Here is an 18231-nt window from a genome sequence, read left to right as displayed (position 1 = left end):
GGTATCTACGCGGGGCCGGACCTTTCCCCTCATGAGGGGAAGCTCAAACCGGCGCGTATGGAGGGGGGGCGTGAGGCAGGTGCGCAATGACTGACGACATCGAAAGACTGATCGGAGCGGCTGCGCCCGGCGACGCTTCACGGCTTGCGGGCGTGGAGGACGCCGTCTGGTCCCGGATTGGCGAGCGCCGGGATCGCGCCCGAATGGGTCAGGTGCGGATCGCCGCCGTGGCGATCGCCCTTGTCGTCGGCGGTGCGAACGGCGGTCTGATGCTCATGACCCCACGGCCAGAGCCTTCAGAGCTGCGTATCTTCACGGTGTCAGCCGGCCTGTCACCTATGGCCAGCCTGGATGTTTGGGGATGAGGGCGACGTGGAAGTCGATCGTCGCCACGGCGATCTTGGCGGCGCTCGCCAGCGGGGCAGCGACCTGGGCGAGCGCGACCTGGATCATGCGCGAGCGCCAGCCGCCGAGCCTGCACAGCGTCGTCCATGAAAAACTCGACCTCAGCGCGGAGCAGGACCGCCGTCTAGACGTCATTGAAGCCCGCTTCGCCGCGCGTCGCCCGGCACTGGAGGCGGAGGTTCGTGCCGCCAATCGCGAACTCGCGGCCGCCATCGCCGCAAGCGACGGGGACACGCCGCAGGTCCAGGCGGCTGTCGATCACTTCCATACCGCCATGGGCGATCTGCAAAAGGCGACGATTACCCATGTGTTCGAGATGCGATCCGTTCTGACCCCGGCACAGGCCGAGGTGTTCGACGCGGCCGTCGTCGACGCCGTACGCTACGAAGCCGGCTAAGCGCGGCGCGTGGGGGTTGAAGCCAGCATCGAGGTCCGAGCGGCGGGTGGAGACCGGGCCGCTTTCACTGCCTTGATGACCGCCACCAAGGCCGACCTCTACCGGTTCATTCGCCGCTACGTCGGCGACGAGGCTGAAGCGCATGACGTGCTTCAGGAAGCCTATGCCTCAGCGTGGCTCGCCATGCGGCGATATGATCCGGCGCGGCCTTTCGATGTCTGGCTGCGTTCCATCGCCTTGAACAAGTGTCGGGACTGGAGCCGGCGGCGCTCCGTTCGCCGTGTCGTGCGCGGCGTGATGGGGCTCGATGCTCCCGAGGCGACGGCGGTGGGGGAAGACGCACCCATGCCTGAAGCTAGGCTGGACGATCAGCGCAGGGCCCAGGACCTGCAACACGCGCTGTCTGAGCTTCCCGACGCCCTGAAGGCCCCACTCCTGTTGGCCACGCTTGAAGGGCGCTCTCATGCGGAGGTCGCATCCATATTGGGCATCACGCCGAAGGCCGTGGAAACGCGGATCGCCCGCGCGCGAAAAAAGCTGGTCGACGCCTTGGCTTGAGCGCCGGTTCGGCGTCGCGGTGCCGAGCGCGCGCGCAAGAGCGTTATCTCGAAGACTGTGGCGACCTGACGCAAGGGATGCGCCGCTCAGATGCGTATCTGAACGAACGGCTCACTTGCCGACCAAGGAAAACTTCTCTGATGTCGACCGCTCGCCTTGATCGCCGAACGCTTCTCCGGGGCGCCGCCATCGGCGGTGGATTGCTGGGACTGCAAGGCTTGCTTCCGGCCTGGGCGCAGACGGGTTCGGCGGGGCTGCGGTCGGACCTGCCGACGCTGACCGGACCGAACGTCGACCTGACCGTCGGCCACTCGCCCTTCACGGTGGGGGGGCGCACGGGCCATGCGGTGACCATCAACGGCGTTCTGCCGGCGCCGCTGCTGCGCCTGCGGGAGGGCCAGAATGTCCGGCTAGCGGTCACCAACGGTCTGGACGAGGACACCTCGATCCACTGGCACGGCTTGCTCCTGCCGTTCCAGATGGACGGCGTGCCGGGCATCAGCTTTCCCGGCATCAAGGCCCGCGAGACCTTCGTCTATGAGTTCCCGATCAGGCAGTCGGGCACCTTCTGGTATCACAGCCACTCTGGTCTTCAGGAGGCGATGGGGCACTACGGTCCGATCGTCATCGATCCGGCGGGCGCCGATCCCATCGCCTACGACCGCGAGCATGTGCTGGTCCTGTCGGACTGGAGTTTCATGGATCCGCACGAAATCCTCGACAAACTGAAGAAGAGCCCCGGCTACTTCAACCAGCAGCGCACCACCTTGGCGGGCCTCCTGGATGGCAGCGACCGCATGAGCCTGGAGGAGCGGCGGATGTGGGGCCAGATGCGGATGGACCCTCGCGACATCCTCGACGTCAACGGCTCGACCTACACCTATCTCATCAACGGCCACGGTCCGCAGGAGAATTGGACCGGCCTGTTCCGGCCCGGCGAGCGGGTGCGGCTGCGCATCATCAACGCTTCGGCCATGTCGATCTTCAACATCCGCATTCCCGGCCTGCCGATGACCGTGGTCCAGGCCGACGGCGAGAACGTCCGCCCGGTCGAGACCGATGAGTTCCAGATTTCGGTGGCCGAGACCTATGACGTCATCGTCCGGCCGACCGATGACCGAGCCTACACCATCGTCTCCGAAGCCATCGACCGCTCCGGCATGGGACGGGCGACCCTGGCTCCCCGCCTGGGCATGACCGCCGAGGTTCCGCCGCTGCGCGAGGTTCCCAATCTGACCATGCGCGACATGGGCATGGGCGGAATGGATCACGGCTCAATGGGCGGCATGTCCGGGATGGATCACGGCGTGATGGCCGGCATGGACCACGGAGCCCCGGCCCAGGGCGCGGCGCCGGCGGGCGAAATGGCCGGGATGTCCATGGCCGGCATGAACATGCGTGACCCCGAGAACGCCCCGCCGGACATGGCGGTCGGCGTCGGCGTCGATGCGATCGCCATGGCCCCGGCCAACCGCCTCGGCGAGCGTCCGATCGGTCTCACAGACGTCGATCACCGCGTCCTTGTCTACACCGACCTGGTGTCGCTCCAGCCCAACAAGGACCAGCGCCCGCCGTCGCGAACGATGGAAATCCACCTTACCGGCAACATGGAGCGGTTCATGTGGGGGTTCGACGGCCGCAAGTTCAGCGAACTGGTCGAGCCGATCCGCTTCGAACGCAACGAGCGGGTGCGGGTGACGCTGGTCAACGACACCATGATGGCCCATCCCATCCACCTGCACGGCCACTTCTTTGAACTGGTGACGGGCGGGCCGGCCGGACATCAGCCGCTCAAGCATACGGTCAACGTCGCGCCCGGCGGCAAGGTGACCTTCGACCTGACCGCCGACGCGCCCGGCGACTGGGCGTTCCACTGCCATATGCTGATGCACATGCACGCCGGCATGTTCAACGTCGTGACGGTGCGGCCCATGGACGGAGCCAACTGATGATCCGCCTCGCCGTCGCCCTCGCCCCCCTGGTCCTCGCCGCCAGCGCCTTCAGCGCCCAGGCCCAGGACCCGCACGCCGGCCATACGATGCCGGCGCCGGCCCGCCCCGCTCCGGCCCCGACGCCGCAGGCGCCCGCCCGGCCGGCGGCGCAGGACCCCCACGCGGGTCATGTCATGCCGGCGGCGCCGACCCCGCCCGCACCCGATCCTCACGCTGGCCACCGGATGCCGGCTCAGCCCGCGCCCGTCGATCCCCATGCGGGGCACGACATGGCGGCCCCGGCCCCGGCGCAGCCTGATCCCCATGCGGGCCACGACATGTCCGCCATGGCCCCCGCCCAGGCCGATCCCCACGCCGGGCATGACATGTCGGCCATGAGCATGGGGCCGCCGGACGTCCCCACCAGCGCCGACAATCCCGGCCGGCGGCCCGAAGACCCGCTCCCCGCCGCCGCCCTGGGCGGCCCGGCTCACGCGGCCGATCTCGTCTTTGGCACCGAGGCCATGGCCGCCTCTCGCCGGACCCTGGTCCGCGAGAACGGCGACGTCCGCACCACCGCCGTCATCGTCGACCGTCTCGAAGCCGGTTTCGGCGACGACGGCGAATCATATCTCTGGGACGTCCAGGGCTGGACGGGCGGCGACATCAACCGCTTCTGGTGGAAGTCCGAGGGCGAAGGCGACTTCGGCGGCGAGCTCGAGGAGGCTGAGGTCCAGGCGCTCTACAGCCGCGCGGTGACGCCCTTCTGGGACGTTCAGGCCGGCGTGCGTCAGGACTTTCGTCCCGACGGCGAGGACACCACGCATCTGGTTCTCGGCCTGCAGGGCTTGGCGCCCCACTGGTGGGAGATCGACGCCGCCGCCTTCCTGTCGACCGAGGGCGACCTGACCGCCCGCGTCGAGGCCGAATACGATCAGCGCATCACCCAGCGCCTGATCCTCCAGCCGCGCCTCGAAATCGACGTCTCGGCGAGCGACATTCCGGAGCTGGAGATCGGCTCGGGCCTGTCCTCAGTCGAGGCGGGCCTGCGGCTGCGCTATGAATTCCGCAAGGAGTTCGCCCCCTATGTCGGCGTCGAGTGGAGCCGCGCGTTCGGAGACACCGCCGACTACATCGAGGCCCGAGGCGGCGAGGCTGACGACACCCGCTTCGTCATCGGCCTCAAGGCCTGGTTCTGAGGACCGCATCCATGAAGAACACTATGCTGCCCCTGATCGCCGCGTTCGGTCTGGTCGCCTGCGAGCCGGCGCAAAAGCCGGCCGACCCGGTCGGAGTCGAAGTGACGGCCCCTGCGCCCGTCCCGACGCCGCGAGCCGTAACCGGACCGGCGGAGCCTGCGGCCTCGCCCGCGCCGGCCGCTGCGGCTCCCTCGCGGGCGGCTCCCGCGAGACCCGCGGCGAAAGCCGCCGAATCTCCGGCTCCGGCGCCGCCGCCGTCGACCGCGCCGGCCCCGGAGCCGATGACCGACCATTCCGGGCACGACATGTCCGCCATGCCCGCGCCCCCGAAACAATGAGAGGAGACCACCCCATGATCCGCACCCTGGCCTTCACCGCCGCCCTGGCTTTCGCCGGAGCCGCCGCCGCCCAGGACCCGCACGCCGGCCATGCCGGGATGCAGCACCCGACCCCGGCCGCCTCGGGCATCGTCACCACCCCCGCCGATGGCGCCATGACATCCGGTTCACCCGAACGGTTCAGCGCGACCTTCCCGCACCCGATGGTCCTCAAGACCGTCACCCTCAGCGCAGAAGGTCAGGAACCGATCGTCGTGACCGCGCCCGCCGCACCGGCCGCCGCGGCTGTCAGCGTGGCCTTGCCGCGTCTCTCGCCGGGGACCTACACTGCCGCCTGGACCGCCGAAGGTCCGGACGGTCACAAGATGTCCGGCTCCATCCGCTTCATGGTCCACTAGGAGAACGACGATGAAGGTTTCCAACCTGCTGGCCGCGGCCGGCGCGATCCTGACGCTGAGCGCCGGCGCGGCCCTGGCCGCAGAAGGCTGCGCCTGCTGCAAGGACATGGCTGCGGACGCCGCCATGACCTGCTGCGACGACATGAAGACTGAGCCGGCCGCCCCGGCCGAACCGGCGCCGCCCGCGCCGGCTCCGTCGGACGCGCCCGCGCCCCAGGGCCACGCCGACCACAACTGATCCTCCGCATCGGCGCTTCCGGCGGCCGCCTCCAGGGGAGCCGCCGGAAGTGATCGGATGTCAGAGCGTCACACCGTGCGCCAGAGCGGCTGACGCCAGCGGTGAGCTCGCCGTTTCCACACGAACGAAGCGCACCGTCTCGGCCCGAATCCTGGGTTCGGCGACGAAGCCGGCTTCGGCAAAGGCGATGTGCTGGGGCATGACCGGCCCGGCCGGATCCGCGCTCCACCATCCTTCCACGGCCGCGGCCTTCGGCAGGATGCCGCCCACGATCCGTTCGATGTCCCGGAAGGTCAGGTCCACCTCGGCGCGCTTCTGGCGTCGGAGGAAGGCTGCGAGCGGGGCGTATTTGGGCATCGGCGTGTTTTCCTTTCTCTGATGGCCTCCGGTCAACCCGACTCGCGCGACCAGCCGCAAGCGGTGTAGGGTCATTGATGGCGGGTTCCGGGAACGATAGGCGCCGATCGAGAGCCAGGGGACGCGTGAGCGTCGGCGGCGATCGGCGGCGAAACGCCGGGCTTCCTCACAGAAGTTCCTGGCCCGCCCCCTCACCCTTCGCGCCTTGACCCGTCTTCGTCAGGATCGATGATGCCGGCGCGGACCGCAGCCGCGACAGCTTCGATGCGCGTCCGGACACGAAGCTTGGCGCAGGCTTTCTCGATGTAGCTGTCGACCGTCCGGGGCGACAGGCCGACGATCTGACCGATGTCCGCCGAACTCTTGCCGCGACTGACCCAAAGAAGACAGTCGGTTTCGCGACCGCTGAGAAGCAGGGATGATTGGCGTTCCGCATGGGGACTACGCTGCATGGCTCGCTCCTTCCAAAGTACGCGATTCACGTTCGGCGGGAATCAACGACCGGGCAACGACAGTGAATTGCGGGCTCTCCGCCATTTTCTTGCGGGATAACCCGATCCGCGCGCCAGACCACGCCAGCGCTTGCCTCCGCCGGGGGCGGCTTCTAGACCGCCCCGGTCGGGCGCCGTGAGATAGGCCCACAGCTTGAGCCGGGGTCTGTCCGCGAGACAGAGGCGCCGCTGTGAACCGAAGCAGCGGGCCTCGCGATCGCAGAGGATTCCAACGCCCGACCCCTCCGGCTTGCGCCGGGATTCCGTTTGATTCATGCTGACGTCGCCGACGCTTGCGTTGGCGGGGCCTGGAATCCCCTGTGCGATATCAGATCATCGACGGCGGCGCGCACAGCGCGCATGCCCGTTCCCAACGCCTGACGGCGCGCGCCTGCGCGCCTGTCCCAGGCCGTGTGGACGCGTCTGGGTTCCGGACCCTCTCGTCGAGAGGCCGGAGAACCGTGGTGACCGATACGAAGCAGCTGGGCACGGAGGCGCAGGACGGTATCAACCGTCTCTATCGGCGCTATGCCGCCTGGCTGGATCGTCGCCTGCGAGCCCATGTCGACGCCGAGGCGGCGGCGGACGTCGTTCAGGAGACCTACATCCGTGCCGCGCCCTATGCGCTGGACGACATCCGTCATCCGAAGGCTTTTCTGCTCAAGATCGCCCTGAACCTGGTACGCGACGAGAGCCGGCGGGAAGGACGGCGGCGGCGGGATCGGGACTTTCAGATACCGGCCGGAGCCGAGGCCGCGCCGCAGTTCGATCAGGTTCTGCTCGAGCAGGTGATCGGATCCATGCCGCAACTCTACCGCGACGTCTTCGTCTTGAGCCGCTTTGGCGGTATGACCTATCCGGAGATCGCCCAGTCGTTCGGGATCAGCGTAAAAACGGTGGAATGGCGAATGTCCAGGGCGCTTGAGTACTGCGCGTCTCGGCTGGACCTGTAGGCAAGACGGATGACGATCGAGGCTGAAGCCGACATCAGGCGCAAGGAAGCAGCGGAATGGTTCACCACGTTGAGCCAGCGCAAGGTCACCACTGCCGATATCAAGGCCTTCAGCGTGTGGCGGCGGGATCCTGAGAACGCCCGCGCCTTCAGCCGCCTGGAGGCCATGTGGGACGCGGCCGGAACGCTGGCAAACACCCCCGGGATGGCGGCGCTGACGGAAGACGCGGCGAACCGGGCTCGCCAGGCTTCGACAAAGGGGGGAAGACGCACCTCCGGCCGCCTGGTCCCTCTCGGGGCGGCCGGGGCCATCGCATTGGCGCTCGTTGTGGGAAGCTGGTCCTGGTGGTCCGCCCAACGTTCCGACGTCTACGACACCGCCATCGGTGAGCAGCGCACGGTCCGGCTGGAAGACGGTTCACGCATCATCCTCGACACGGCGTCTCACGTGACGGTCCGGTTCAGCGGGTCCGAGCGTCTGGTCACGCTCACCTCCGGACGCGCCATGTTCGAGGTGCAGGGAGACGCCACCCGCCCCTTCCTGGTGAAGGCCGGCGATACGGAGGTGACCGCGATCGGCACCCGCTTCGACGTCCGGCGGACCGGCGCGGGCGCCCGGATTGTTCTGGTCGAGGGGCAGGTTGCCGTGCGGCAAGAGGCGTCGTCGCGGCCGGCATGGACCCTGGCGCCGGGACAACAGGTCACGACTTCGGTTCAACGCCCGGCGGTTGTGGCGGTGAACGTGCCGGCGGCGACGAGCTGGACGACCGGCCGCCTGACGTTCGAGAACACCCCGATCGCCGTCGCCGTCGCGGAGGTCAACCGCTACAGCCCCTCGCCGGTGGAACTGCGGGACGACCGGATTTCGGCCATCCGGGTCAGCGGGGTCTTCGATGCAGGCGATGTCGACGGCTTCGTCGCCGCGCTCAGGGACCTCTACGCCCTCGAAGCGGAGCGGGCGCCGGACGGCCACCTTGTTCTGACGGGACCCGCCTGAAAATAATCTGATCCCGGACTTAGGGGATGGGCCGCGACCCGACGTCTCCTCCCCGACCCGCAAAACTGCGGGTAGAGAATCGGGGGAGATCATGGGTCACAGGTTCACTTCTACCGCGCTCGCCGCACTGATGCTGGGGGTCGCCACGCCGGTGGCGGCGCAGACGGTCGAGGCCGTGCGCGCGTTCAGCATCGGAGCGGGGCCGCTCGAGCGGAGCCTGCCGGTCTTCGCCCAGCAAAGCGGCCTGCAGATCCTCTATCCCAGCGCGCTCGTCGCCGGACGTCAGTCCCAGGCCGTCACCGGCAATCTCACGGCCGAGGCCGCGCTCGCCCAACTATTGCGCGGAACGGGCCTCACCTATCGTCAGAGCCGCCCGAACGTCTTCGTGCTGATCGATCCGTCGGCCCGGGCGGAGACGGACGCTGAAGCCACCCAGCTCGAAGAGGTCGTGGTTACGGGCAGCTACTTCCGCGGCGTGGACAGTCCCTCGCCGGTCACAGTCCTGACCCAGGACGATGTAGCGCGGCAGGGGCGCGCGACGGTGGCCGAGACCTTGGCCGCCCTCCCCCAGAATTTCACCGGCGCCGCCTATGAGGGCTCCGCGAACACCGGCGCGGATCGTTCGGCCCGGAACAGCAACGCGGCGACCGGGCTCAACCTGCGCGGACTCGGCGCAGACGCAACCCTCGTCCTCGTCAATGGCCGGCGGATCGCCGGCACGGGCATCTCCGGCGACTTCGCGGACGTCTCCAACATTCCCTCCAGCGCAATCGCGAGGGTGGATGTGCTGCTGGACGGGGCTTCAGCCCTCTACGGCGCGGACGCGGTCGGCGGCGTCGTCAACATCATCCTGAAATCCCGGTTCGAGCAGGCGGAAACCCGCGTGCGAGTGGGCGGCACGAGCGACGGCGGCGCCGAGGAAGTCCTGCTGTCCCATGTCGGCGGGTTCAACTGGTCGAGCGGAAGCCTCGTCGCGGCCTACGAGTTTCATGATCGCGGCGAGCTCCGTTCGGAGGACCGACGCGTGATCTCCAGCGCCGACCTGCGCCCGCTGGGCGGTTCGGACTGGCGGCTTGTTTACAGCGCGCCCGGCAACATCATGGCGCAGAACCCCATCTCGGGCTCCTATCAGCCCATCTTCGCCATTCCTCGCGATCAGGACGGCGCAGGGCTGACGCCGCGCGACTTTCGGGCCAATGAGGTCAACCTCACGAACCAGAACCTGGGCCAGTGGTTCCTGCCGCATCAGCGTCGGCACAGCCTCTTCGCCGCGGCGCGGCAGAGTCTTCCATTCGGCTTCAGCATCGACGGCGACATCCGCTACACAGAGCGGGACCACACCCTCCAGACGCCCGCCGACACCGGCATCGTCGTGATCACCTCCGCCAATCCTCACTTCGTGTCTCCGGTGGGCGCGACACGCCACGACATCGCCTATTCCTGGATCGACGAGCTTGGGCCGGCGCTCTCAGAAGGCCGCACGCGAAGCGTCAGCGGCGCCCTTGGGCTCAACGGCGCGATACGGGACTGGAACCTGTCGGCCTACCTCAGCGGCGGTCGGGAGTTCAGCAGCCGGACACTCTCCAACCGGGTTCAGACGACCTTCCTGCAGGAGGCCATGGGGTCCCGGGCGGATATACCGACGACGACGTTCAGAACGGCGGTCGACGGCTTCTTCAATCCCTACGGCGATCCCGCCAACACCAGCCCGGCGATGCGGGCGCATATCGGCTCGGGCTATTCCTGGACTGACCACACGACCACCGTGACCTCGGCAAACCTCAAGGCTGACGGGTCGCTTCTTGAGCTCGCAGGCGGTCCGCTGCGGGTGGCCGTGGGCGTCGATCTTCGCGGCGAACGGTTCGAAACCGAGGGCGAGAACTTCCTTTCCGGCATAGCGCCGCGCATCGTCGCCCCTCTCGTCTATGAGCGGGATGTCTCGGCGGCCTTTGTGGAGTTCCGGGCGCCCTTCGTGAGCGCCGCAAACGCCCGCCCGGGCCTGGAGCGCCTTGAGTTCTCCCTGGCGGCGCGGATCGAAGACCATGAGGGGGTCGGGCAATCCACCAACCCCAAGGTCGGTCTGCTCTACAGCCCGGCTTCCGACCTGCTGCTGCGGGCGAGCCATGGCACATCGTTCCGCGCGCCGGCGCTCCGCGAGCTGTTCACGGCCTATGCCCTCGGCCCGACCTTTCTCAACCGGGGCGGCGTCAATGTGCTCGCTGTCGTCCAGTACGGCGGAAATCCCGACCTGCGGCCGGAAACGGCCACTTCGACGACGGCGGGCTTTATCTGGACGCCGGCGGCCCTTAGCGGGTTCCGACTGGAGGGCGGCTGGTTCCGCACCCGGTTCGAGGACCGCATCGGCAATCCGGTCCTCGAGAATCTGACGAATGTTCTCAACGATCCCGCCCTGGCCCCTTTCGTCCGCTTCGTGAACCCGGCAACCAACGCCGAGGATCGCGCCCTCGTCCAATCGCTGCTGGACCACCCCGGCAATTTCAACCCGACCGTCATGCCCGTCACCGCCTATGGCGTGATCGTCGACAATCGCTTCGTCAACGCGGCCGCCGTCGAGGTCGAGGGGCTGGACCTGTCAGCGCGATATCGCTTCGACCTGGGCGCTGGTCAGATGTCGATCGACGCGTCGATGACGCATCTCCTGGCCAACGATCGCCAGATCACCGACGCGTCCCCCAATGAGGACCTGCTCGGAGACCCTCATTTCCCCGCCCGGTGGCGCGGCAGGCTCGGCGGCCAATGGGTAAGCGGCCCTCTGACGCTCGGCCTGATCGCCAACTATGTCAGCGGCGGACGAGACCCCGTTGGCGGTCGCGGCATCGACGACTGGGCGACCTTCGACGGGCAGGTCCGCTACGACTTCCCTGGCTGGGGCGAGGGCCTTTCCCTCTCCCTGAACGTGCTCAATCTCGCGAACTCGGAGCCGCCGTTCTACGACGCGTCGCGCGGGATCGGTTACGATGCGGCCAATACCAACGCGCTGGGCCGCCAAGTCTCCCTGCAACTCGTCAAGCGCTGGTGAGACGCCATGCGCAAACGTCTGTCCGGCGCGCTGGTCGCGCTGGCTCTCGCGTGCCCGACGACGGGCGCTTCGGAGCCGCTGACCCTCGACACCCTGCTCGGGCTTGAGAGCTTCGGGCGGATCGCCGTCGATCCGACCGGCCAAGTGATCGTGTTCGAGGAACGCCGCGCGCGGGACGATCTTCCCCGCTACGACCTGCAGCCCGAGGGCGCGCTCCGCTACGCCCGCCTCTATCGGGCCGATGTCGCGAGCCCTGCCCGCGTCGCGCCGCTCCTGCCGATGGAGGAGGACGCCGGCTACACCGCCGGCCCCTTCTCCCCCGCCGGCGGCAAGCTCCTCGTCTTCCGCCTGCACGCCCTGCAGTTCCACATCGGGATCGTGGATCTGGGCAGCGGCGGCGTCGTGTGGACCGACATCTCTCCGGAAACGGGCGCCTGGGGCCGATCCGTGGAATGGCTGTCCGAGGATGTTATCGTGGTGCTCGGCATGCCCGACGGGGATCTGCCGCCGCGTCTGGCGGACACCAATCGAACCCAGAGAGAACTGCCCCCGCTCTGGGACCGGGCGGCCCGTGGGGAGGCGGCCTTCGTTTCGGTCGGGCTTGGGTCGGAACCGGCGCGGCCCCTTCGCGACCTCTTGCGGATCGACGCCCGGACCGGTGCCGCGACCCGTCTCGCCCGAGGGCCGTTCCTTGACCTGGAGGCGTCCCCGGACGGCCGCCACGTCGCCCTGATTGTCGACGGCGCCCTCCAGCTCCTCCCCTCTCCGGGCGCCGCAACGGAGTTTCGGCGTACCCGCGCCCTGCGGCTGGTCGACAGTCGCTCCGGCGAAACTCGGGACCCGCCCGAGGCCCGGGACGTCTCGACAAGTCTCCTGACTTGGTCGCCGGCGTCCGACACCCTCATGGTAGCCGCGATCGATGGCGACTCTCCCCGCCTTCTCGCCGTCAGCCCGGCTGGCGCGGCGCGGGACGTCACCCCGCCGGGCGTCACCCCGCTCATCCCGCTCGATTTCCACGGATTGCCGACGGCCGAGGCCGGTTGGATCGGTGAAACGATCGTCCTGCACGGCCGTGATCGGGATGAAGAGGGTTGGTTCTTGAGCGGCGAGAGGCTCCCGGCCTTGGCGCCGGACGCCCGCCTCATCGCACAAGGAGGCCGCGGGGCTCTGTTCTCCAGTCGCGGACATGTCGTTCGCCTGACCACCGACGGGTCGTCCGATGACCTCGGTGCGTTCGCCTCGGTCGTTCGGCCGGATGGCCCGCTTGGCCAGCGGGCCCTGGCGGGGCCAATGAAACAAGACAGCGCAGTGGTGTCGGAGCCGACAGGACAGCTGTGCCGGATCCGGGCTGACCCGGGCCCCATCGTCTGCGTCACGGGTCCTTCCGGCGCGGCAGTGAGTTGGTCTCAAGGTGTGGCCGTCGCGCGCGGCGGCGAGGGTCGGGCTGTCAACCGCCTCGCCGTGACACGCGGAACGTCGACGCAGACGATCCGGAGCCTCAATCCCGAGCTCGACGACGTAGACCTCACAGCGGCCCGGCGGGTTGACGGCCCTGGAGGGGCCGGTGGATGGCTCTACGCCCCGGCTCAAGGCCATCGGCCGCTTCCGGTGATTGTCATCCCCTATCCCGACCGCGCGTATGCAACCCCGCCGCCGACCATGCGCCCCGAGGCGGGTAATCTGACGCTCAACGGCCAGCTTCTGGTCGCCGCCGGCTACGCCGTCCTCTATCCCGACCTGCCTGTCGGCCCCGAGCCGGCGGCCGGTTTGGCGGACCGGATCCTCGCCGTGGTCGACGCCGCCGCCGCCGAGAGGCTCGTCGATGGCGACAGGATCGGCCTTTGGGGACACAGTTTCGGCGCCTGGGCGGTCGTGCTGAGCGCGTCACAATCCCCCAGGTTCAAGGCTGTCGTCGCCCTGAACGGATCCTATGACCTGGCCGGATCGCTCGGCAGGCTGTCCAACCATGCGCGTCTGGCGGGCGAGAACGAGGCTGCGATCATGGGAACGGCGCGGTGGCTGGAATCCGGTCAGGTCGGGATGCGTGCGTCCTACTGGTCCGATCCCGACAGGTACCGCCGCGGCAGCGCCTTCGAACAGGCGGATCGGATCACGGCTCCCATTTTGCTGGTCTATGGCGAGATGGACCATGCGACGGGCGAGGCCGAAGGCATGTTCGCCGCCCTCAGACGCCTCCAGCGCCCGGCCGCCCTGCTCTATCTGATCGGCGAGGACCACGGGATCCACAACCCCGGCAATGCCCGGATCTACTATGAGCAGGTCATCGGCTGGTTCGATCGCCATCTCATCGCGAACGCGCCTCCAGCCGCGCCGTCCACCGTCGAACCCAGGCCTCCGTCAGCGCCAGGGTGAGCAGGCGGGAGAAGCCGCCGCGCCACAGCAGCGCCTCCCGGGAAAGGTCCGTCTCAAGGTCGTCCAGCAGGCCCGCCTGAGCCAGGGCCCCGCCCAGCAGATAGTCCCGCAGGAAGGGCAGATTGCTCGCGGCAGCCTCGCCGTAGAAGGCTCCGAGTTCGCCTTTTGTATGGCGGGCATAAATCGAGGGAGGCAGAACGTCCTGAAACGCGTTTCTGGCCGCGGCCCGATCCCGGCCGCCCCAGGTCAGATCGACAGTCGACCAGGACAGGCCGGCTTCCATCACGGGCTGGCTCAGCAGCGGGTTCACGCAGACCCCGCGCCGGCTCCGTGCGGCCTGCCCCTGGAAGGTCTGGCAGAAGGCGAGGATCGAAATCTGCAGGGCCTTCGCAGGTGGAACGCTCCGCAGGTCGTCGAGCCAGGGATGATCCCAGTCGGCGCGGCTGCGCCGGTGTTCCCGGAATGCGCGGAACCAGGCCCAAGGCCAAAGGGACCGGCGGGTCCAGCGTGCGATCCGGTGCACGGCCGCCGGCCGCGCCCTGACCCCGCGCTCCTGGATTTCGTCGAAAGCGATGAGAGGGCTCGGCATCTGGAAGAAGACCGCGTCGCCGCCCTGTCCCGTGAGCGATCCCCATGCCCCAGCCTCCCGAACGCGGGCGGCGATGTCGTCATTGTAGTCCGTATCTATGTCGTTGGTGGCCGGTCGGAAGGCGTCCGCCGTGCGCGCCAGACGCTCGGCGGACAGGCTCAGCCCTTCGCGCCGCACCTCGGTCAGCGCATGTCCCTCGCGCGCCAAGACCGCCCGCGCATAGATGCGCTCGTCGCCTTCGGGCTGCTCGACGTAGTGGTTCACCCAGGCCGCGACGCGATTCCGCTGCGACGTCTCGAGGGACGCCGCGACAATCGCAGAGTCGAGACCGCCGCTGACCTCGGCGACCCATGTGTGATCGCCGGCTAGGCTGCGCACCGCCATCTGCACCACCGACCGAAGTTCAGGCGGACGGCCGCGCCCGCGTCGATAGACGTCCGCCGGCCGCCAGATCTGCACGCCGCGAGACCCGCCGGCGCCGACCGTTCGGAGCTCTCCGCCGGCGATCGGCGTCAGTCCGTCCAGGGCGAGATCGTGACGATATTCGCCGCCGCGGCTGACCAACCGCGACACCGCCTCCCAGTCCAGAGCCAGATCCTCGGGCAGGAGAGGGTCAAGAACTGGCGCCGCGCTGGAGGCGACGACGGTCACACCGGACCTGCGCCAGCAGACGGCCTCGATCGCACCGGAAGGATCGCGCAGGATCGCGGCGTCGCCGCCAGTGCGCCGGACCAGCACGTACCGGCCCCAGTGCTCTCCAATAATCCGTCGAGCGGACGCCGCATCCAGGGACCGGCAGGCCAGCGCGCCCCCCTCGGAGGCGGAAGCCGCCCGGCCCGTGTTGTCGAACATCTCGCCGATCAGGACGCCATGGCCGTCCAGCGCTGCTGTGATCCTGAGGCGGTCGGACGGCGCATAGACCTCGAGGAACGGGTGCGAGACACAGCGCGACCAGCCGGCGCCGGCCAGCCGCCGACGCAAGGGGGCCATGAGCGCATCGACCGCGCCGGCCGCGTCGCCGACGAGCGCCACGAAGGAGTCCGCGCCCATCCTCAGATGACCAGAATGGGATGGAAATGGCTGAGCGTTTCCGCGGACTGGCTGACGCAGACGTCATCGACCTGCAGCCAGCAATGGGCCAGGAACGGCCAGGCGCGGACCCCGAACACCCAGTCGGCGTCGAGGTCGCCGGCGTTCAGGAAGCGCAACAGCATCTCGGCCTGGAACAGGCATGCGCCGGTCCGGGGCGCGAAGGGCAGAAGCTGGAAAAACGTCTGCGCGCGCGCCGCGATCATTTCGAGGTCATCGCGCCGCCCGGTCCGGTCGCCATGAGCGGCCGCCAGTCCGGCCAGCGTCGGGCGACGCCAGGCCCGATCGGCCCAGATCGCGCCGAACGCGGCGATCTCTGCCAGGCGCGGCCGGCGACCGGAAATCTCAGGCAAGCTGTGCAGGGGGAGCGGCGGAGGCGGGACGCACGCAGGACGCGCTGGACCGGAATGCAGCAGTTCTGCTGACGCCAGTTCGAGGAGGGTATCCATCGGTCCGCGAAGGCGTTCGCCCAAGACCGCAACGTCACCGCAGTCCGCGAACAGCAGATAGTCATCCGCCGCCAGATCCAGAAGGACCAGATCGCCTCCGATCGGAACCGCGTGGACGCCCTGCGCCAGTTGCCCCTCCTCGGTCATTCGAGCGGGAGGTCGTAGCGGTGGGTCACCTGCAACTCCACGAACTCGCCGCCCTTGCCCCGAGTCAGCCGTCGCGCCGACCCGAGGACAACCAGGCGCCCAATCTTTCGTATCAGCATGAACTATTCCTCCAATGGGAGCCGCTCGGGGCCGCCCCGAGGGACGACCCCGGCCCGCTCATTCGGGCGGCATTTCCCAGCGGAAATGCGAGTTCAGTTCGGCGAAGTCGCCTTCGTCGACGGCGCGCGTCAGGCGGCGCGCGCCGCCCAGCCGCAGGATGCGGCCCTTGTTCTGGACCTTCATGGCCAGACTCCCTTTTTCGGTGAAAGCCTCTGATCAGGACGCGCCGGGCGAGGCCGGACCGGGCGTCCGTGCCGTCCCGGAGGACGGCACGTCGCGCTCAGGCGCCGGGCGGGATCGTGTAGAGCTTGGAGGTGTTCAGCTCGGCGTAGTCGCCTTCGTCGACGGCGCGCGTCAGGTCGCGGGCGGCGCCGAGGCGCACGAGGCGCGGGGTGCGGTGGGTGGTCATGGTCGTCTCCTCGTTGAAATATCGACAAAAGGTCGACGACGGACCATCAGCGCCTCAAAGCAAATCGATTCAAACTATATTGCGCGTATACTTTGACTGGTCGGGATCGATCCGCCGCACGCGCGAAGCGATTGTTCCCGCGGTGATCCGCCAGCGGGCGTAGTAGGCGTCGATACTGTCGCCATCGGATGGCCCGGCCGGCGGCTCCGTCGAAGGGCCAAGGCCTCGAAGCGGCGCAAGACGGCGACCGACCCGCGCGAGGCTCTCCAGCAGGGGCTGATTTTCGCAGACCTCGATCAGTTCGATGATCCACGCATCGACGGCCCCGTCCGAGCCGTCGATCGGATTGGCGAACCCGGCTCCGCGCGCCGCAAGCCGAACGTGAGCAGCTTCCAGATCCAGCAGGCCGAGGATGTCTTCGAGCGGCGTCGCCCGCGTGAAGTAGCCCAAGCCTCGACGGTCTTCGATCAGTCCCTCGCCGCAGAGCCGCGACAGGGCCTCGCGCACCGGGCTGGTGCTGAGGTTGAGCGAGGCGGCGATGTCGGCCACCGACAGATGCTGACCGGGCGCCAGCCCGTCCTCGATCGCTGTTCGCAGGCTGGCGAGCGCCGTGCCAAAGGGATCCCGCTGTCTCATCCCCGTGTCCCGCACGGGCCGCCGACGATCCGCAGGCCAGCGACCGCCAGGCACTGGGGGAGTCGGTCGACGCGATAGCGTCTATACTGTCGTCCGCAAGAAACTTGCGTCATAGCCGCAGCTTTTATGTTGTTGATCTTTATCAGCTTTCATTTGACGCTTGGCTGAGTCATTTTTCAACCTGTAGGGGTGAACCTGAGTTCGTAACGCGTGGTGCCGACGGCGAGGGAGTAAACCGAGAGATGGACGCCCGGCACACCCAGTCGACGAATGCGGTGCTCTCCTCGAGCCTGCGCCTGATCCGGTCCCATCGGCGCATGCGGTCGATCGACGTGGCCCAGGCCATGAACATGGCGCTCAGGTCGTACGAGCATTTCGAGTCCGGCGCCGGACGAATCAACATCGAGCGAATCCATCGCTTCGCCGAGGTGACCAACAGCGATCCGCACGGGATCCTCGCCGCCCTCGCCCTCGGGTCGCCCGCCTTCGCCTTGCGGTGCGCCGACAATAAATTGGCGACGATCCTCGCCGTCGCCCTGCAGGAATTCGACGAGGAGGCCGGCGACGCCATCGCCGACCTCGACGCCCGGCCGATCATCAACACCTTCACGAGGATGTTCAGGGATCTCGTGGACCAATCCGTCCGGCGCGACGCGGAAGCCGAGGCCTGGCTCGAACAACGCCGCAGCCGGCTGTTGGCCCCGGACCGCGAAGACGGCGGCTGAGGCGCCCCAGCCGCTGACGCCACCGCAGATTTACGGTGAGAAGGTCACGGACTGGCGCGCGGCCGGGATTTTCCGGCTGGATTCGGCGATGAAAGCGCTCGCCTCCCATCCCGCTGAGTCATCGGCCCTTCTGGTCGAGGCCCTGACCGGACGGCAGCGCGAATGCCTGCAGCTCGCGTCCACGGGACTGACCTCCTCCGCCATCGCCGAACGGCTGGGGCTCTCCCCGAGAACGGTCGATGAGCATCTCATGACGGCCTGCAGAATCCTCGGGGTGCGGACGCGCGTGCAGGCGGTCGCGCGCCTGGCGGTCGCCGCACGACGCGCAAACGAACCCCGCAGCTTCCTACCGTAGATCTCCCACGGGACGCTCGCGGGTCGTCGCCGCCGGCC

The 18231-nt window shown here is 68.4% G+C and carries 22 protein-coding genes; 14 read left to right on the top strand and 8 right to left on the bottom strand.

Features of this window, described 5'->3' with window-relative positions; all coding sequences use genetic code 11:
• Nucleotides 1–86 precede the first annotated feature (86 nt).
• The 8 genes from LG306_RS08430 (at nucleotide 87) to LG306_RS08395 (ending at nucleotide 5464) form a co-directional block, all read left to right on the top strand.
• A complete protein-coding gene (locus LG306_RS08430) occupies nucleotides 87–365 on the top strand; it encodes a hypothetical protein (protein ID WP_045811507.1) in 279 nt (92 codons plus the stop codon).
• Complete coding sequence (locus LG306_RS08425; protein WP_185224715.1) at nucleotides 362–802, top strand: Spy/CpxP family protein refolding chaperone; 441 nt, start codon at nucleotides 362–364, stop codon at nucleotides 800–802. Before LG306_RS08430 ends, LG306_RS08425 begins: the two co-directional genes overlap by 4 nt.
• Nucleotides 803–811: 9 nt before the next feature.
• The gene (locus LG306_RS08420; RefSeq protein ID WP_292077791.1) at nucleotides 812–1360 is read left to right on the top strand and encodes an RNA polymerase sigma factor; all 549 of its coding nucleotides are present in this window, start codon (nucleotides 812–814) and stop codon (nucleotides 1358–1360) included.
• Between the two features lie 140 nt (nucleotides 1361–1500).
• Complete coding sequence (locus LG306_RS08415) at nucleotides 1501–3309, top strand: copper resistance system multicopper oxidase (protein ID WP_404413630.1); 1809 nt, start codon at nucleotides 1501–1503, stop codon at nucleotides 3307–3309.
• The gene (locus LG306_RS08410) at nucleotides 3309–4490 is read left to right on the top strand and encodes a copper resistance protein B (protein WP_404413628.1); all 1182 of its coding nucleotides are present in this window, start codon (nucleotides 3309–3311) and stop codon (nucleotides 4488–4490) included. Before LG306_RS08415 ends, LG306_RS08410 begins: the two co-directional genes overlap by 1 nt.
• 11 nt (nucleotides 4491–4501) lie before the next feature.
• Nucleotides 4502–4828, top strand: a complete 327-nt coding sequence (locus LG306_RS08405) for a hypothetical protein (RefSeq protein WP_185224711.1) — start codon at nucleotides 4502–4504, stop codon at nucleotides 4826–4828.
• 14 nt (nucleotides 4829–4842) lie between these two features.
• On the top strand, nucleotides 4843–5226 hold the full coding sequence (locus LG306_RS08400) for a copper resistance CopC family protein (protein ID WP_185224710.1): 384 nt from the start codon (nucleotides 4843–4845) through the stop codon (nucleotides 5224–5226).
• 10 nt (nucleotides 5227–5236) lie between these two features.
• A complete protein-coding gene (locus LG306_RS08395; RefSeq protein WP_185224709.1) occupies nucleotides 5237–5464 on the top strand; it encodes an ammonium transporter family protein in 228 nt (75 codons plus the stop codon).
• A gap of 60 nt (nucleotides 5465–5524) precedes the next feature.
• Here LG306_RS08395 and LG306_RS08390 read toward each other — a convergent pair whose 3' ends face one another.
• Complete coding sequence (locus LG306_RS08390; RefSeq protein WP_185224708.1) at nucleotides 5525–5821, bottom strand: toxin-antitoxin system, antitoxin component; 297 nt, start codon at nucleotides 5819–5821, stop codon at nucleotides 5525–5527.
• A 191-nt stretch (nucleotides 5822–6012) separates the two neighbouring features.
• Nucleotides 6013–6273 carry a response regulator transcription factor gene (locus LG306_RS08385; protein ID WP_404413625.1) on the bottom strand — a complete coding sequence of 87 codons (261 nt, stop codon included), beginning with the start codon at nucleotides 6271–6273 and terminating at the stop codon, nucleotides 6013–6015.
• Between the two features lie 503 nt (nucleotides 6274–6776).
• Between LG306_RS08385 and LG306_RS08380 the strand changes: the two genes are divergently transcribed.
• From LG306_RS08380 to LG306_RS08365, 4 genes are all read left to right on the top strand, one after another.
• A complete protein-coding gene (locus LG306_RS08380) occupies nucleotides 6777–7265 on the top strand; it encodes an RNA polymerase sigma factor (RefSeq protein ID WP_185224831.1) in 489 nt (162 codons plus the stop codon).
• Between the two features lie 9 nt (nucleotides 7266–7274).
• Nucleotides 7275–8261 carry a FecR domain-containing protein gene (locus tag LG306_RS08375; RefSeq protein WP_185224706.1) on the top strand — a complete coding sequence of 329 codons (987 nt, stop codon included), beginning with the start codon at nucleotides 7275–7277 and terminating at the stop codon, nucleotides 8259–8261.
• A gap of 91 nt (nucleotides 8262–8352) precedes the next feature.
• Nucleotides 8353–11301 (top strand): TonB-dependent receptor domain-containing protein, encoded by a 2949-nt coding sequence (locus tag LG306_RS08370; RefSeq protein ID WP_404413622.1) that lies wholly within the window; start codon nucleotides 8353–8355, stop codon nucleotides 11299–11301.
• A gap of 6 nt (nucleotides 11302–11307) precedes the next feature.
• Nucleotides 11308–13674 (top strand): prolyl oligopeptidase family serine peptidase, encoded by a 2367-nt coding sequence (locus LG306_RS08365; protein WP_292079887.1) that lies wholly within the window; start codon nucleotides 11308–11310, stop codon nucleotides 13672–13674.
• Here LG306_RS08365 and LG306_RS08360 read toward each other — a convergent pair.
• From LG306_RS08360 to LG306_RS08335, 6 genes are all read right to left on the bottom strand, one after another.
• Nucleotides 13607–15313, bottom strand: coding sequence for an asparagine synthase-related protein (locus LG306_RS08360; protein WP_404413620.1), 1707 nt, complete (start codon nucleotides 15311–15313; stop codon nucleotides 13607–13609). The two genes, LG306_RS08365 and LG306_RS08360, sit on opposite strands and share 68 nt — an antisense overlap.
• 2 nt (nucleotides 15314–15315) lie before the next feature.
• A complete protein-coding gene (locus tag LG306_RS08355; protein WP_292079885.1) occupies nucleotides 15316–15948 on the bottom strand; it encodes a lasso peptide biosynthesis B2 protein in 633 nt (210 codons plus the stop codon).
• Nucleotides 15945–16067: a hypothetical protein gene (locus LG306_RS08350; protein WP_404413617.1), complete on the bottom strand. Its 123-nt coding sequence runs from the start codon at nucleotides 16065–16067 to the stop codon at nucleotides 15945–15947. The genes LG306_RS08355 and LG306_RS08350 overlap by 4 nt, the downstream gene beginning before the upstream one ends.
• Nucleotides 16068–16125: 58 nt before the next feature.
• Nucleotides 16126–16251 (bottom strand): hypothetical protein, encoded by a 126-nt coding sequence (locus tag LG306_RS08345; RefSeq protein WP_263973020.1) that lies wholly within the window; start codon nucleotides 16249–16251, stop codon nucleotides 16126–16128.
• Between the two features lie 97 nt (nucleotides 16252–16348).
• Nucleotides 16349–16477, bottom strand: coding sequence for a hypothetical protein (locus tag LG306_RS08340; RefSeq protein WP_263973019.1), 129 nt, complete (start codon nucleotides 16475–16477; stop codon nucleotides 16349–16351).
• Nucleotides 16478–16546: 69 nt separating this feature from the next.
• Nucleotides 16547–17113, bottom strand: coding sequence for a GntR family transcriptional regulator (locus LG306_RS08335; protein ID WP_404413614.1), 567 nt, complete (start codon nucleotides 17111–17113; stop codon nucleotides 16547–16549).
• Between the two features lie 242 nt (nucleotides 17114–17355).
• On the opposite strand from LG306_RS08335, the gene LG306_RS08330 reads away from it, so the two are divergent.
• Entirely contained in the window at nucleotides 17356–17838 is a 483-nt protein-coding gene (locus LG306_RS08330) for a helix-turn-helix transcriptional regulator (protein ID WP_205196151.1), read from the top strand.
• 88 nt (nucleotides 17839–17926) lie between these two features.
• A complete protein-coding gene (locus tag LG306_RS08325; protein ID WP_185224700.1) occupies nucleotides 17927–18193 on the top strand; it encodes a helix-turn-helix transcriptional regulator in 267 nt (88 codons plus the stop codon).
• The last annotated feature ends 38 nt before the right edge of the window (nucleotides 18194–18231 follow it).

Source organism: Brevundimonas vesicularis (assembly GCF_044807075.1).
Classification (GTDB): Bacteria; Pseudomonadota; Alphaproteobacteria; order Caulobacterales; family Caulobacteraceae; genus Brevundimonas; species Brevundimonas vesicularis_G.
The sequence above is the reverse complement of the archived record's forward strand: the minus strand, read 5'-3'. Positions and strand labels throughout refer to the sequence as shown.

Bases quoted from the DNA above. Each gene is read 5' to 3' on its own strand.
- LG306_RS08405 (WP_185224711.1), top strand. From the start codon at position 4,502: ATGAAGAACACTATGCTGCCCCTGATCGCCGCGTTCGGTCTGGTCGCC.
- LG306_RS08375 (WP_185224706.1), top strand. From the start codon at position 7,275: ATGACGATCGAGGCTGAAGCCGACATCAGGCGCAAGGAAGCAGCGGAA.
- LG306_RS08330 (WP_205196151.1), top strand. From the start codon at position 17,356: ATGGACGCCCGGCACACCCAGTCGACGAATGCGGTGCTCTCCTCGAGC.
- LG306_RS08425 (WP_185224715.1), top strand. From the start codon at position 362: ATGAGGGCGACGTGGAAGTCGATCGTCGCCACGGCGATCTTGGCGGCG.
- LG306_RS08385 (WP_404413625.1), bottom strand. From the start codon at position 6,273: ATGCAGCGTAGTCCCCATGCGGAACGCCAATCATCCCTGCTTCTCAGC.
- LG306_RS08370 (WP_404413622.1), top strand. From the start codon at position 8,353: ATGGGTCACAGGTTCACTTCTACCGCGCTCGCCGCACTGATGCTGGGG.
- LG306_RS08365 (WP_292079887.1), top strand. From the start codon at position 11,308: ATGCGCAAACGTCTGTCCGGCGCGCTGGTCGCGCTGGCTCTCGCGTGC.
- LG306_RS08345 (WP_263973020.1), bottom strand. From the start codon at position 16,251: ATGAAGGTCCAGAACAAGGGCCGCATCCTGCGGCTGGGCGGCGCGCGC.
- LG306_RS08415 (WP_404413630.1), top strand. From the start codon at position 1,501: ATGTCGACCGCTCGCCTTGATCGCCGAACGCTTCTCCGGGGCGCCGCC.
- LG306_RS08400 (WP_185224710.1), top strand. From the start codon at position 4,843: ATGATCCGCACCCTGGCCTTCACCGCCGCCCTGGCTTTCGCCGGAGCC.
- LG306_RS08410 (WP_404413628.1), top strand. From the start codon at position 3,309: ATGATCCGCCTCGCCGTCGCCCTCGCCCCCCTGGTCCTCGCCGCCAGC.
- LG306_RS08325 (WP_185224700.1), top strand. From the start codon at position 17,927: ATGAAAGCGCTCGCCTCCCATCCCGCTGAGTCATCGGCCCTTCTGGTC.
- LG306_RS08430 (WP_045811507.1), top strand. From the start codon at position 87: ATGACTGACGACATCGAAAGACTGATCGGAGCGGCTGCGCCCGGCGAC.
- LG306_RS08340 (WP_263973019.1), bottom strand. From the start codon at position 16,477: ATGACCACCCACCGCACCCCGCGCCTCGTGCGCCTCGGCGCCGCCCGC.
- LG306_RS08335 (WP_404413614.1), bottom strand. From the start codon at position 17,113: ATGAGACAGCGGGATCCCTTTGGCACGGCGCTCGCCAGCCTGCGAACA.
- LG306_RS08390 (WP_185224708.1), bottom strand. From the start codon at position 5,821: ATGCCCAAATACGCCCCGCTCGCAGCCTTCCTCCGACGCCAGAAGCGC.
- LG306_RS08360 (WP_404413620.1), bottom strand. From the start codon at position 15,313: ATGGGCGCGGACTCCTTCGTGGCGCTCGTCGGCGACGCGGCCGGCGCG.
- LG306_RS08355 (WP_292079885.1), bottom strand. From the start codon at position 15,948: ATGACCGAGGAGGGGCAACTGGCGCAGGGCGTCCACGCGGTTCCGATC.
- LG306_RS08350 (WP_404413617.1), bottom strand. From the start codon at position 16,067: ATGCTGATACGAAAGATTGGGCGCCTGGTTGTCCTCGGGTCGGCGCGA.
- LG306_RS08395 (WP_185224709.1), top strand. From the start codon at position 5,237: ATGAAGGTTTCCAACCTGCTGGCCGCGGCCGGCGCGATCCTGACGCTG.